Source organism: Solibacillus sp. FSL H8-0538 (assembly GCF_038003525.1).
Taxonomy (GTDB): Bacteria; Bacillota; Bacilli; order Bacillales_A; family Planococcaceae; genus JBBOPI01.
Genome location: NZ_JBBOPI010000001.1, coordinates 1,332,957 through 1,347,627 on the forward strand (window position 1 = coordinate 1,332,957; position 14,671 = coordinate 1,347,627).

Here is a 14,671-nt window from a genome sequence, read left to right on the forward strand (position 1 = left end):
GTAATAGTTTTGAAATATTAGAAGTGTACAATTAAACCTAGGTAATAAAGTTGCGGTTTATACTGCGAAAACTAGGAGGATTGTACTCATATGATGTTAAAAAAGGTTTTGGCTTTAGCAAGTGCAATAACATTTAGTTGTGTACTGTTTGTCAATACAACTTTTGCTGCAACCCATACAGTAAAATCCGGTGAAACACTTGAAAAAATTTCTGAGAAATACGAAACGACAGTGGATGTACTACTTGACTTAAATGATTTAAAAAGTACGGAAGAAGCAGAGTTAGGATTGGTACTACAGCTCCCAAGTCATATTAAAAATAAACCAGCCGTTCAGATTGACGAAGAAGAAGAACTAGATGTAGTAAAAACGTTCAAAGTATCTGCATCCGCGTACACAGCATATTGTACCGGATGTTCAGGATTTTCAAGAACGGGCATTAACCTACGAAAAGATCCAGGTATTAAAGTCATTTCTGTAGATCCGAAAGTCATTCCACTAGGTACAAAGGTTTGGGTGGAAGGCTACGGTATTGCGATTGCTGGGGATACAGGTGGCTCAATTAAAGGCAATAAAATCGATATTCTTGTTGCAGATAAAGCAACAGCCTACAAATGGGGACGCCGAACAGTGACGGTGAAGATTTTAAAATAATTTGCTAGGCAGCTTAAGGGCTGTGCCAAAGGTGGTAATATAACCTTTTGGCACAGCCTTTATTATTGTCTATGGAAGTCAATTTCTTATAAACGTCAAAAGGTAGAATGAAAGCATCATTCTCTCATTTAACACCGATCATTTTCTTGTATACTAAAAGGAACGAATTACAGGTGGTGTTTCCAAATGAGTGCAACCCAAACATCCCTTGAGCCTATAAATCGCACTTAAGAATCCAAGAAGTATAGTAAAGGAGAGAACATGATGACAAATTCCGTATTATGTATTGGCGAGCTGCTAGTTGATTTTTTCAGTATGGAAGTGGATGTAGATTTAAATAAAGCGCAGCACTTTGAAAAACAAGCAGGTGGTGCCCCTGCGAATGTGTGCGCGGCAATTGTGAAACTTGGAGGTAGAGCTGTTTTTGCTGGGAAAGTAGGCAATGATGCATTTGGTCATTTTTTAGAGCAAACACTAGTGGATGCAGGGGTAGGTATAGACTTTCTTGTGAAGGATGGCGAAGTTCCAACAACACTCGCTTTTGTATCAAGAGTAGCAGGGGGTGAGCGCGACTTCTTATTTAATCGCGGTGCGGATGCACAGTTCACACGCGCAGATGTGGATGAAACAACTTTCATTCAGTACAAACTTGTTCATTTCGGTTCGGCAACGGCACTATTGAGCGATCCATTTTATTCGGCATATACGCATTTTTACGAGCAATTTCATGCGCAGGGCTCATTTTTATCATTTGATCCCAATTACCGTGAAGATTTATGGAAGGGGCACCGTACGGAATTTATTGAGAGGTGCCAGCCATTTTTACAGCGTGCTCAATTTGTGAAGGTAAGCGAGGAGGAACTGGAGATTTTAACAGGTCAATCATCGCTCTCAGTAGGTGTCGCGCGAATGCATGATTTAGGCGTTAAGTGGCTTGCCGTGACATGTGGAGAGGCGGGTACGTATTTCTCAGACGGGGATACGCTCGTGCAAATACCTTCTATTAAAATAGTGTCCATTGATTCCACCGGTGCGGGGGATGCGTTTGTTGGGGCGATGCTCTGTCAGTTTGCGCAACAAGCGGAGCCAGGAGCAGTGAAGCAGGAAAAGTTACTAAAAATGGTGGCGTTTGCGAATCGAGTTGGCGCTAAAGTTTGTGAAAAAGTTGGTGCCATCACCGCGCTCCCAGAACTAGCAGATGTGCTAGAATAGACTGGATAGGAGGGTTAACTATATGAAAATAGCTTTATTACTAGGTGCCATTTTTGCTTTATTTGCTGTCGCGCTCGGGGCATTTGGCGCACACGCACTGAAAGACAAATTTGCAGAACCACGCTATGCGGAAACATGGGAAACGGCTGTCCGTTATCAAATGTATCATGGGCTCGCATTATTATGTGTTGGAATTATGGATGATGTATTTGGTGGGATGGTAGGCCTTACATGGGCAACATACTTACTAGCAGCAGGTGTCATCGTATTCTCAGGTAGCTTGTATGTGCTGTCAATCACAGGCATTCGTAAGCTTGGTGCTATTACTCCAATTGGTGGGGTTCTATTACTTGCTGGCTGGGGTTGTGTCATTGCAGCCATTTTATAAATAAGAAAATGTTTACTGTAAATGGTCTTTATATAGTACATTTTAATTTGCAAATCATTCATTGCGTTCCATAATTTTACATGATATCGTGAAACTGAGGTGAAAGTTGAATGAAACAATTTGATGTAGCAATAATCGGCGCGGGTCCAGGGGGCTATGTGGCAGCCATTCATGCGGCTAAAAGAGGGATGAGCGTAGCGCTTGTAGAAAAGGGAAAGGTAGGCGGCGCATGTTATAATGTCGGCTGTATTCCGTCTAAAATTATGCTTGAACATAGTAAGCTTGTTCAGGAAATCCAGCGCGGCAAGGACTGGGGCATTACTGTTCCCCTGGTAAACATTGATTTCCCGAAATTAATGAAACGTAAAGATATTGTCGTACAGCAGTTATTAGCTAATATTGAAGGTTTTATTGAAAGTGCAAAAATTACGATGTACCGTGGTGAGGCAAGCGTATCAGCTGATCGGATCGTGTACGTTGGTGAGGAAGCGTTTGAAGCGAAAAATGTTATACTCGCAACAGGAAGTCGACCTTTTGTACCGCCATTTAAAGGGATTGAAACGGCTACCTATTTTACGACGGATACTTTTTTTGATATCGCACAATTACCAAAGCAGCTAACAATTATTGGTGGTGGAGTTATTGCGATTGAAATGGCGTTTAGTTTAGCACCACTGGGAACAAAAGTTACTGTGTTAAACCATAGCGCGGACATTTTGCAAACCGAAGAAGCAGATGCACGCCCAATCATTAGAGAAAAAATGGCGAAACTAGGGATTGAGCTTGTATTAGACTTTAGTTTTGAAGCAATTAAGGGCCATGAAATACATACATCAAAAGGCGTTTATACATACGAAAATTTATTATTTGCAACAGGGCGCCGTCCGAACGTGGAAATCGCGGAAAGTTTAGGCCTTGCGATGGACGGACGTTTAATTGCAGTGAATGAGCATTACGAAACGAGTATTCCCGGGATTTATGCAATTGGGGACTTAGTTGGCGGCTACCAGCTAGCACACTCTGCCTCGGCGGAAGGCAAGCATGCAATCGATTCGATGCTAGGGGAGCACCCTATACCTGTCAATCAAACCAACATCCCACGCTGCGTCTATACAAATCCTGAAATTGCAACATTCGGCTTACTTGAGCATGAAGTGTCAGAAGAAGCCATCGTCACAAAAATAGCACTCCCAACAAATCCGAAAGCATTGATGGAAGGCAATACAGAAGGCTTTATAAAGCTGATTACTGCAACATTAGGCGGCCGAATTTTAGGTGCCTGCGTAGTTGGAGATGGGGCAACGGAAATTCTGAATTCTATGCTAGCGGTGAAGGTGGCAGGTGGAACTGCGAAGGATTTAGAAGGTATGATTTTCCCACATCCGACTGTGAGTGAGCATATTGGTGATGTTGCTGGGGCGGTGTTTGGATTGGGGATCCATTTTTAAATAAATCTAAGAGTATAACATAATATTGAATATTTAGTATGCATGGAATAATGCTTAGAGTTGTATTTTTATCTGTCATCGTAATTATTTTTTTCAAAGTGCCATTTCTAACCCAAAACTCTAATTTCTACTATACTCAACTAGTAATTTTATCAAAAGGACGTGTCGATATGTCAGACGAACAGCGCTTAATTGCGCTTGAAAAAGAAGTGGAAGATGTGTTGTTTCGGCTAATGGAGTTAGAGGTAATAGAAGAGATTGCAGAGATGAGCTTTGTATTTGCGGGGTTACTTGCATCACTGCAGGAGCATGAGCTAATTAGCTTTAAGCTTGATATGTTAGTAAATCCGGAAAATTGTTACCCAGAAACAAAATTGTTACTTGAAAGTTTGCACGAGGTGAAGGAGCGTTATTATCGTCGCCGTAAGTTGTTAACACACCGAGATATTTTGAAAATTTGGTTGCGTAAAAATAGTCGTTACAAATCGGAGTTTTTACCGACGATGTTTTAATATAAAACGTTGCGAATTATGTATTCGTAGCGCACAAAGGCTTGGTTCTCGTTAAACAGAGCCAAGCCTTTGTGAATTATTTAGATGATGTTTTTTGTAAAAATGCTTTAGTCCGTTCATGTTGTGGATTGTCGAATAATTCGTCGGGATGATTTGCTTCGATAATTTCGCCGCCATCCATAAAGACGACTTTATTCGCAACTTCTTGAGCAAAGCCCATTTCATGTGTAACGACGATCATTGTCATATGTTCTTCAGCGAGGTCCTTCATTACTTTTAACACTTCGCCTGTTAGCTCCGGATCGAGTGCAGAGGTGGGTTCATCGAATAATAAAATTTGCGGGTTCATCATAAGTGCTCGCGCAATGGCTACACGTTGTTTTTGACCGCCAGATAGATTGGCAGGGTAGACATGCGCCTTGTCTGTTAAGCCTACTTTTTGTAAGAGATCTTGACTGCGTTTTTGAATCGCTTCAGCAGATTCGGTTTTAAGTAAAGTTGGTGAGATTTCTAAGTTTTCCTTCACCGTTAAATGAGGAAACAGATTGAAATGCTGGAATACCATGCCCATTTTTGCGGTAATTTTTTTTACCTCTTGTGGCTTTGCGTACACACCATCTTTTACTAAATAATCGCCCTCAACAAGGATGCTCCCGCCGTTAATTTGTTCTAAATGAACTAAGCTGCGTAGCATTGTACTTTTTCCTGAACCAGAAGGCCCAATGACGGCAACTACATCATTTTTTTCAATATTAAATGAAATTTGTTTCAATACTTGTAATTGATCGAACGATTTTTTCAAATTCGATATTTCGATAAGAGCCATCGTATGCACCTCTTTTATTCAAATTTAAAGCGTCTTTCCAACCATTTAAAGAAGATCGTTAACAGCAGCGTCATGACTAAATATATAGCACCAGCGATGAAATATGGAACGATTGTAAAGTCACGGTTTACGGCTGTTTGCGCGAAATGGAGCAATTCAGGAACGGCAACTGCATAAAGAAGGGCTGTATCTTTAATCAGTGTCACGGATTCATTCGATATAGCAGGAAGCGCCACTCGGAACATTTGTGGCAAAATAATGCGCGTTATCGTTTGCCATTTAGTTAAGCCTAACACTTGTGCAGCTTCGTATTGACCTTTATCAACCGAGAGCAAGCCACCACGGAAAATCTCAGCAAAATACGCTGCATAATTTAATGAGAAGCCTAAGCATGCTGCTACAAAACGGTCCAATACTAAATATTCACCAATGCCCGGAATCATCGGTAATCCGAAACAAATGACTAATAATTGTAATAAGAGCGGCGTCCCACGCATGACGTAAATATATGTATGCGCTGACCAAGAGAGCGCTTTAAAGCGACTTTTTACAGCGAGTGTCAATAAAAATCCGAATGGAATCGAGATAAGAATCGCAATAATGAACAATAGAACGGTCATTTTGGCGCCTTCAAGCATCGGTAAAACCATTGTATTAAAATAGTCGGACATCAACGTTTCCCTCCCAAAAAGATAAGTGTTTCATTAGAAAAGACACAACTCGCCCAAAATAGGCGAGTTGATGTTCTTTCTTATGTGGTTAAGATATTTATATTTTCATAACCATCGAGGAAACTCTTATGTGTGCAAGTATTTGATTTGTTTATTAAGGGTCTTTACCAAAACATGTCCTTTACTTTAAAAGAAAGTGTACTACTTTAAAGACACATGGAACGGAAGGCGGCGACTCCTACGGGAAAAGCGTGAGCCTTGAGACCCCGCACGAAGCGTTTAGGAACGAAGGGCTAAGAACGCCACGTCCTGTGGCAACGCCTTCGTGACCAACATCGTGTTGGCCCGAGGAGGCTTAAGCCACGCCCGTGGAAAGCGACCGCCTGGAGTGGAATGTGCTATCAAGTTCAGATTTTGGTGTAGAGCCTTTATTTTAAAACTTTATTTTCGCCGAACCATTTTTTAGAAATTTCGGCTGCTGTACCGTCTTCATTCATTTTATCTAAAGCAGCTTGTAATTTTTCGAGTAATGCTTCATTACCTTTTTTCACACCAATACCATATTGTTCAGGTGCTAATGACTCATCAAGAATTTTAAATGTATCTTGCTCTTGCGTCATATAGTATTCTCCGACAACTTCGTCAATAATCACTGCTTGAACGCGGCCTGTTTTTAAATCCGTTAAAGCTAATACATTATCTGAGAATTCTATTACTTTTTTTACTTCGCTATGAATCGGATTTGCATTTAGTGCATCCACAGCTGAAGAAAGTGCTTGAACGCCAATTTCCGTACCTGCTAAATCACTTAATGAAGTAAGTGTTGAATCTTTTAATGTCATGACAACTTGTGAGTTTTCTAAGTATGGTTTTGTAAATAATACTTTTTCTTTACGCTCATCCGTAATTGTGTAACCATTCCAAATTAAATCGATACGGCCACTACTTAATTCTGTTTCTTTCGTTTTCCAATCAATTGGTTGGAAAGTTACTTCTACGCCCATATGTTCAGCTGCAGCGCGTGCATAGTCAATGTCGAAGCCAACGATTTCATTTTTTTCATCACGGAAGCCCAGTGGTGCAAATTTATCATCAATACCGATGATAATAGTGTCCTTTTCGGCTACGTCATCCGTTGAAGTTGACGTTCCGCAAGCTGTTAAGACAGTGAGTAATGCTGTAAATGCAAAAAGTAATGTTACAATACGTTTCATTTTTATTATCCCCTTTGTATATGTATTTTTCTGCGAATTCCCTTTAGTGTGCTAAATCACTAATACGTTAAAGAGTATCATCGCAAGTTTATTATGTCAATGGGAGATATGATAAGAATTAGGGGATAGTATACTTTGAAGTTGGCACTGCAAAACATGCTTCTCTCTAAATAACTAGAGCGAAGCATGTTCGTTATTCATTAATGTCATAAATTAAAACGTCAAATAATTGTTCATTGACATAAAGTAAAATCGCCCATTGTCCGGGCTGTAGTATTTTCACATGAGAAGGGGCATGTGCATCAGCTCCATTTACTGGTCCGCTTAGGCCGATTGTCCAGCCATCTGTTAATATGGGGTGGACTATTTGTAAATCTTTATGAACTCCAACAACTGTTAGCTTTGTATCTAGGTTTTGCTCGATCCCCCAAACATGCCACATCCACTTTTGTGTTGTTAAACTTGGCGCGTCTACACCGATCACACCTGACTTATTTTCATTGCCGATAATTCCAGCCTCTCCAAATTTCATTGCTTTTTTATCCCAGTCTATTGCCTCGAAGTCACTTGGTTGAACATAAGCGGGAATATTTTCAGGTAACGAGATTTCTGATGGTGCAGTTTCATTTGGTGTACAGCTAACTAGAAAAATCAGTAGGAGTAATAAAGCGGTTGGTATCCATTTTATCTTCATGCAAATCCTCCTCTTAGATTGTTATTATGTCTTGCATTCTATTTGAATACTGAAATTATTAATGCAGATGTTTTTTTTTCATAAATGCTGTAATTGGAGAAATTAACCTACAACTTATTTGAAATTAAGCGTCAATGGCACTTATTTGCGGATAAGTCGTATATTAAATTCGTCAATTCTCGTTTTTCAAAAAAAAAAATGATTTAATAAAATTCGTGAAATAAAAAGAGATGGACCGTAGCAATCCATCCCTTCATTTTATTTCTGTTAAGGAAATTATAAAATACCGCCATGTGGATAACTTACAAAAAAGTAAATGCAACGTCTAGGCTAAAGCGCCAGCCCCTCGAGGTCGCGGTCTGCCCTCTGGCGAAAGTGGTGGAGCGTTTACTTTCGCTTCGGGCTCGCAAGCAGCTGTCGGGGCTAAGCAGGCACTTTAGCGCTTTTGTTCATAGTTTAAAACGGCTTGCCGCAGCATTTAGTTGGGTTGCTACGTCTTTTAATTCGTGCATCATCTTGACGATTTTATGCATTTCTTGTACTTGCTCGTCGGCACTAGCCGTTACTTCTTCTGCGGAAGCTGCGGATTGTTCCGAAATGGCTGCGACCGTTTGCATGCCGGTCATGACAGATTCTTTTTGTTCAAGCATGATGACTAGTTTATCCATTAAACCTGAGAGCTGCTGCTGAATTAATTTAGCTTGGAGCGATTGTTCATGGAACGCTGATTCTGTACTTGTTACCGAATCATTTTGCAATGCCAACAGCAGACTGTTTTTCTGTACGATGACAGCCGTTTGTTCCGCTTCTTGTAAAATACTCGTCACTGTATGCTGCACGGTTTCAGTTTCACGGTGGGATTGTTCTGCAAGCTTGCGAACTTCATCTGCGACAACTGCAAAGCCTTTGCCATGTTCGCCAGCACGAGCAGCTTCAATCGATGCGTTAAGCGCAAGTAAATTTGTTTGTGCTGTAATGCCTTGGATTGAACTCATCACCTGATCAATATTGGCAATTTTTTGTGCTAGGTTTTTCATCTGTTGTTCTAATTGTGCATTTACATCATTCGTATTATTGCTATGTTCTCGTAGCTTAGTGACTTCTGCCATACCTGATTGTGCTTGTTCCCCAGTTGCTTTTACTTGTACCATCATATCTTTAGATAGAAGAGAAAGCTCGTCAATCCGGTCGCCTAATAGTGATAGGTGCATATTCGATTGCTCAATTTCCTCGGCTTGACTTAGCGCACCCTTGGCAATTTCGTCAATTGCCGTTGAAATTTCTGCACTACTTTGTGACATTTCTTCCATTACGCGGTTCATTGTTTCGGCCTGTGCGTCTACCTGGGTAGAGGAAGCACTGACATCTGAGACAACCTCATGCATCTGGCTACGCATCGCATTATAGGCTAAGCCAACTGCACCAATTTCATCATTTTGTAATTTATTCGCATCCACCGAAATCGTTAAGGCTCCTTGCGCTGCCTGCTGTAATGCATGCTGTACATTTTTCAGCGGCTTTAAATTACGGTAAATAGAGAAATAGGTAACCGCTGCTAGTATTAAGCCAATTAAAATACTAGCGGATAAAGACATTTTTAAAATTGTAAAAAACGTTGTTAATATTGTTGATTTCGGTAAGAGTGTTTCAATAATCCAGTTGTCTTCACTAGTACCTAATTGAATCGGTAGGAACACAGAGTACGCATCTTCATCAAACGTTGTGGAATGTGCATAGGAGGACCAAGATTCACCACGTTGAATTGTTTCATTAATGCCGTCCCAGTCTGTTGTAATTTCCGTAATACTTTTCATAATATTATTTGCATCGTGGCTATCCGAAACGATAGACCCCCCAGATGAAATAACACGCTGAATGGCTGTTTCTGGAGTGTTTTCATGAACAATTGGATCTAAAAAATCGAGTGAAAAATCAGCAATACTCACGCCGATAAACAAATTGTCTACTATAATCGGCATCGCTACTGATACCATGGAAATTGTGTGGCCATTTAGCTCATAATCATACGGCTCTATTATATACGTTTGGCCTTTCGCTTTAGGCTCTAAATACCATTCGCCAGCTGCGGCATCTTCGATAAAGTCAGCGTGGATGTCAACGTTTACACGATTTATATAAGTGGCATACATTAAATCTTCTCCAATATATTGCCTGTCTGCTTCGGTTACAGAGGAGAAATTGCGACTATCTAAAATAACCGCGTAGCCTAAAATCTCTTCATTTGATTCCAGTGCCTGCGTTTTATAATCCAAAATCGTTGCGCCCTTTAATTGGTTTTGTTTATATAAGGAAGCAAGAAGGTCTCGATCTGCCTGTAACGAACTGATTGTCTCATTGAACTTTTCTTGAATGAGTAGAGCACTGTTTTTTGATAAAGCCTCAACGTATTGCTGCTGATCTTTTTTGCTAATGTCATACACGTACTGATTAGTGATGATGTTAAATAGAGTGAATAATACCAAAAACACACCAATTGTTATTAAAGATAAACGTAAAACTAAACTTCGTTGCTTTTTCATATAGAGCACCACCTATTCTGTATTGAAAGTTAATGTAATAGATATTTCAAAATGTCTATTTAAAAAGAATAATATGTAAAAAATATAGCATTTTAGTCCGAAAATGTAAATAATACGAAAATTCATAGATGATAAGTGTTGTCTAAAATCTACTTGCAAAAACCACATCTTATATGTATAATGAAGTTTAGGTGCCAAAACCTTCGTAGAGCTTCGGCTTTACAACAAAAGCTTCCGCTAACAGCACGGATTCGCTGGGAAGCTTTTGCAGCGAGCAGGGAGATGAGCCCCTGCTCTTTTTTATGGTTATGTTTAATAACCGTGTTGATATTGTGGAATTAAACTTCAGTAGTGAAAACATATTACAATCGTGCCTAGTACGCTTGGATTAGCTAGTTACACAACAGGAGCCTTTAATAGACCCTTTTTTAAAGAGAAGTTAAACAAGTTCGTTCAATTACATATAATTTATAAACGAAATCCCCAAGCTGCGACAAATGGCTCGGGGATTTTTTATATGGAAAGACACAACTCGCCCTAATTTGGGCGAGTTGTGTTTTTCTAATTATTCTAACGAAAACTCTAATTCTTTCGGTGGCTCACCTTTTTTATTCATGAGGCGCATGCGAATTGGTTCAATTTTTAAAATGACCATCTGCTCTCTTTCTTTGAAAACTAGGCTAGCGAAGAAATCCATTAATTTTAGTTTCAATGCCGCATCATCAAATTCAGTTACTTTGCCTTCAATTTCAACAAAAGCATCACCAAAGCCTTCATTTTCATAGCCATATAAAATATGTGTATATGGATTTGCTAATAATTCGTCCACCTTATCAGAGTTTTTATCTGTTACGGTATACAGCACGAAATCTTTATTTTTGAATGTCATATACCGGCTAAACGGCTTCCCATTACTCACTGTCGCCATTGTTCCAATATGGGAGTTATTGAGGACTTCTAAAATTTCTTTTTTTACCGATTCCATTTCGATCATCCTTTCGATGTAACATGCGTTTATCTATTTCCTAACAGATGAAAAATTAAACGGAATATTGTCTACATGTTTTGCATGACCGGATAACGAAAAATATGATAAAATGCCGTTATAATTAATTGAACTGTGAGTTGAGCGCAATGATGGAAAGTCAGAAATATGCAATAGTTGATTTAGAAACGACAGGGCACTCGCCGTCAAATGGTGATCGGATGATTCAAATCGCTATTGTCATTATGAAAAATTGGTGTATTGAAAAGACTTTTACAACATTCATTCACCCAGGAAAACCAATTCCTTTGCTTATTCAAGATTTAACGAATATTACGGATGTTGATGTTGCGGACGCCCATCCATTTGAGGTGCATGCTGAATATATTTATGAGCTGCTTCAAGATGCGGTATTTGTTGCACATAATACCGATTTTGATGTGACCTTCTTACAGTCGGAGTTTATACGTGCCGGTTTACCGAAGTGGCATGGTAAAAAAATTGATACAGTTGAACTAGCGAAAATATTATTTCCGATGTCTCTGAGCTATAAACTTAGTGATTTAGCGAGCGATTTAAATATTCCGCTTGAAAGCGCGCACCGTGCGGATGATGATGCCAAAGCGACGGCTCTTTTATTGAAGAAATGCTGGGAAGAGCTACTTAACTTACCCCAGCTTACTTTAGAGCAACTGCATAAACGTTCATTCCGTTTGAAAACAAATTTATCGCAGCTGTTTTTTGAAGCCCTTCATGAAAAACGCAAAAAAGTAGGGGATTCGAAGGACCATGTGTATTTTAATAAACTGGCAATCCAAAAAATGGCACCAACACCGAGTTCAAGTGTGCCCGAATACCATTATCCAGAGACGAATGCGGAAAAAATGGAGCTTTTGTCTTGTGCGCTACCAAATTATGAAGAGCGCCCACAGCAATTTCATATGATGGATACCATTTGGCGTAGTTTTAATAATAAAACGGAGCAAGTTATTGAGGCGTCAACGGGGATTGGGAAAACTTTGGCCTACTTGCTGCCTTCGATTTACTATGCCAAAACAAAAGGTAAAAAGGTTGGTATTAGTACATATACATCACATTTACTCGACCAACTATTGTATAACGAAATACCGAAGCTAGAAGCGGTATTAGGTGAAAAAGTGAAAGTTGCACTACTGAAAGGAATGAATCATTACGTGGATGTCACGCGCTTTGAGCATATGTTAAAAGTGCCAGATGATTCGTATGATGAGACATTAACGGTTCTGCAAGTGTTAATTTGGCTTTCTAAAACGAAAACAGGGGACTTAGATGAGCTCAATGTAACAGGTGGGGGACAATTACTATTAGATAAAATTCGTAAAATTGAAGTGCCGAAAACGAAGATGCCGCTGTATGATTTTTACGCGCGTGCGTTGCAAAATAGTCGTCAGGCGGATGTTATTATTACCAATCATGCAATGCTACTCGCTGATTTAGTACGCCATGAACAAATTTTTGATAATATCGGCGGATGGATCATTGATGAGGCGCATCAATTTGTGCAAGCTGCTATTCAGCGCGATGAAAAAATCTTCTCCTACACAAACTGGAAGTATTTATTCGGGCAAATTGGGAATTACACAGATGAACAGTTATTTTATTCCTTACAGCGCGCGGCATTAAAAAAACAACGTGTAGCGAAACAAACATTGCTACTGCTTGAAAAACGCTTCATGCAAATGACGACACAGTTTGATGGCGCAATTAATCTACTCGTTTCGGATATCCAACAAGCTCTGAAAAACATGAATAAGCACGACTTGAAACCAACGATTTTCCTACAAGATTTAGACATTGATTTTAAACGCATTGGGCAAGTTTCAGCGGCGATTCAAAATTGGATTGATTTGGCAGAAGAGGTAGCGGTTCAGTTTGAGGGTGGTGTTGACGAGTTAGCACCAGAACACCAGTATTTACTGGAGCAATGGCAATACTGGATTCGCGAGTTTAAGTTAAAGGCATCGGAATGGGATGAGGTATTCCTTATTCAGCATCAGCATTATTCAGCCTGGATTGAAGTAGATCGCCGCAGTATTCCTGCTAGTATTCAGCTCTTTAAAAAGCCAATTAATGTGACGACAGTGATTCAGCAATTATTTGACCCAATTCGAGAACATGCATCGATTATTTGGACATCTGGTACGCTAACAGTGCCAAATAATGAGCGTTTCATTACGGACCAGCTCGGTATAGACCTTACTGTTCCAATCGAAGTGTTGCAGGCGTCACCAAGTTATTATAGCGGTGCGCAAGCCTATGTGGTAACAGATATGCCGGATATTCAAGCCGTATCCCAGACGGATTATATTGAGGCAGTAGCACATGCCATCACGCGCACCGTTCGTACAACAGAAGGGCGCTGCTTTGTCCTATTTACATCGCAAGACATGCTGCGTAAAACGGTGGATCTCATCCAAGAAAGCGAGCTACTCAGAGACTATATGTTATTTGCACAAGGTGTGACAGCAGGAAGTCGCATGCGTTTACTGAAATCCTTTCAAAAGTTTAATCATTCCGTGTTGTTCGGGACAAATAGCTTCTGGGAAGGGGTAGATGTACCGGGTGACGGACTTTCAGCAGTTATTGTTGTGCGTTTACCGTTTTCATCACCTGATGAGCCGACATTTAAGTCTCGGGCGCATTTTTTACAATCAAATGGCCGTAATTCATTTGCGGAATTATCATTACCTGAAGCGATTATACGCTTTAAGCAGGGCTTCGGTCGTTTGATTCGTTCAAGCGAAGATAAAGGGGTATTCATCGTGCTTGACCGACGAATTGATACAAAATCATATGGTGGGGAGTTTATTCGTGCATTACCCCCGATTTCTATACAAAAACTACCCCTCACATCTATGGTACAAGAGCTCGGAACTTGGTATAATGAAAAACGATGAGGAAAGAAAGCAGGTTGACAATTATGAAACAAAATTTTTACAAAAGCGCAGTTAACGGCAACCATCCGTTACAATCTGTGAAATTACAGGTGAACGAATGAAAAACTGGCTTATTTTTGGTGCTGTATTTATTTTATCTTTGTCACTTGTCATTTCAGTTTTAGTACTCTGGAAAGCCGATGCTCCATTCAACGATATGGAACAACAAGCAGAACAGCTAGCACTTGATACAAAGGCGCTTGCTGTTGTTTCAGAATCCTACATTTACAATGGTAATAAGCCGTACACTACCGTATTCGGGGTAGACGAATATGGTAAGGAAAAAGCAATTTTCGTCCCAATCAGTTTAGAAGAGAATTCGATGCAGGAAGTATTTTTGCAGGACGGTATTACAAAAGAACAAGCATTAACCGTTTTAAGTAATGAAACGTCCGTAAAAGAAATACTTCATACAAAATTAGGCTTTGAAGAGGCGGGCGCGGTATGGGAAATTACTTATACTAACGAAGCTGAAAAACTTAATTATGTCTATATTTTGTTTGAAGACGGACAATGGTGGAAACGCATTTTGAACTTGTAGAGGAGAATAAT

General features: G+C 39.9%; 13 protein-coding genes. 7 read left to right on the plus strand and 6 right to left on the minus strand.

Translation table 11 applies throughout. The annotated features are described in order from the left end of the window. Positions 1–90: 90 nt before the first annotated feature. The 5 genes from MHH87_RS06285 to MHH87_RS06305 all read left to right on the plus strand — a co-directional run bounded on the left by MHH87_RS06285 (position 91) and on the right by MHH87_RS06305 (position 4,214). The gene (locus MHH87_RS06285; protein WP_340748472.1) at positions 91–654 is read left to right on the plus strand and encodes a 3D domain-containing protein; all 564 of its coding nucleotides are present in this window, start codon (positions 91–93) and stop codon (positions 652–654) included. A gap of 261 nt (positions 655–915) precedes the next feature. Continuing rightward, complete coding sequence (locus MHH87_RS06290) at positions 916–1,866, plus strand: carbohydrate kinase family protein (protein ID WP_340748473.1); 951 nt, start codon at positions 916–918, stop codon at positions 1,864–1,866. Between the two features lie 22 nt (positions 1,867–1,888). Further along, positions 1,889–2,254: a DUF423 domain-containing protein gene (locus tag MHH87_RS06295; RefSeq protein ID WP_340748474.1), complete on the plus strand. Its 366-nt coding sequence runs from the start codon at positions 1,889–1,891 to the stop codon at positions 2,252–2,254. Positions 2,255–2,364: 110 nt separating this feature from the next. Next, entirely contained in the window at positions 2,365–3,702 is a 1,338-nt protein-coding gene (gene lpdA, locus MHH87_RS06300) for a dihydrolipoyl dehydrogenase (RefSeq protein ID WP_340748475.1), read from the plus strand. Positions 3,703–3,872: 170 nt separating this feature from the next. Beyond that, positions 3,873–4,214: a hypothetical protein gene (locus MHH87_RS06305; protein WP_340748476.1), complete on the plus strand. Its 342-nt coding sequence runs from the start codon at positions 3,873–3,875 to the stop codon at positions 4,212–4,214. Between the two features lie 76 nt (positions 4,215–4,290). Here MHH87_RS06305 and MHH87_RS06310 read toward each other — a convergent pair whose 3' ends face one another. From MHH87_RS06310 to MHH87_RS06335, 6 genes are all read right to left on the minus strand, one after another. After that, a complete protein-coding gene (locus tag MHH87_RS06310; RefSeq protein WP_340748477.1) occupies positions 4,291–5,040 on the minus strand; it encodes an amino acid ABC transporter ATP-binding protein in 750 nt (249 codons plus the stop codon). A 14-nt stretch (positions 5,041–5,054) separates the two neighbouring features. After that, on the minus strand, positions 5,055–5,711 hold the full coding sequence (locus MHH87_RS06315) for an amino acid ABC transporter permease (protein WP_340748478.1): 657 nt from the start codon (positions 5,709–5,711) through the stop codon (positions 5,055–5,057). Positions 5,712–6,139: 428 nt separating this feature from the next. Further along, entirely contained in the window at positions 6,140–6,925 is a 786-nt protein-coding gene (locus MHH87_RS06320; protein ID WP_340748479.1) for an amino acid ABC transporter substrate-binding protein, read from the minus strand. Positions 6,926–7,118: 193 nt separating this feature from the next. Next, positions 7,119–7,619, minus strand: coding sequence for a hypothetical protein (locus MHH87_RS06325; RefSeq protein ID WP_340748480.1), 501 nt, complete (start codon positions 7,617–7,619; stop codon positions 7,119–7,121). Between the two features lie 449 nt (positions 7,620–8,068). Further along, positions 8,069–10,159 carry a methyl-accepting chemotaxis protein gene (locus MHH87_RS06330; protein WP_340748481.1) on the minus strand — a complete coding sequence of 697 codons (2,091 nt, stop codon included), beginning with the start codon at positions 10,157–10,159 and terminating at the stop codon, positions 8,069–8,071. Positions 10,160–10,724: 565 nt separating this feature from the next. Continuing rightward, complete coding sequence (locus MHH87_RS06335) at positions 10,725–11,144, minus strand: pyridoxamine 5'-phosphate oxidase family protein (RefSeq protein WP_340748482.1); 420 nt, start codon at positions 11,142–11,144, stop codon at positions 10,725–10,727. A gap of 149 nt (positions 11,145–11,293) precedes the next feature. Here MHH87_RS06335 and dinG point away from each other — a divergent pair, with 149 nt between their 5' ends. After that, a complete protein-coding gene (gene dinG / locus MHH87_RS06340; RefSeq protein WP_340748483.1) occupies positions 11,294–14,080 on the plus strand; it encodes an ATP-dependent DNA helicase DinG in 2,787 nt (928 codons plus the stop codon). A gap of 97 nt (positions 14,081–14,177) precedes the next feature. Continuing rightward, positions 14,178–14,660 (plus strand): cell wall elongation regulator TseB-like domain-containing protein, encoded by a 483-nt coding sequence (locus MHH87_RS06345; protein ID WP_340748484.1) that lies wholly within the window; start codon positions 14,178–14,180, stop codon positions 14,658–14,660. Positions 14,661–14,671 lie beyond the last annotated feature (11 nt).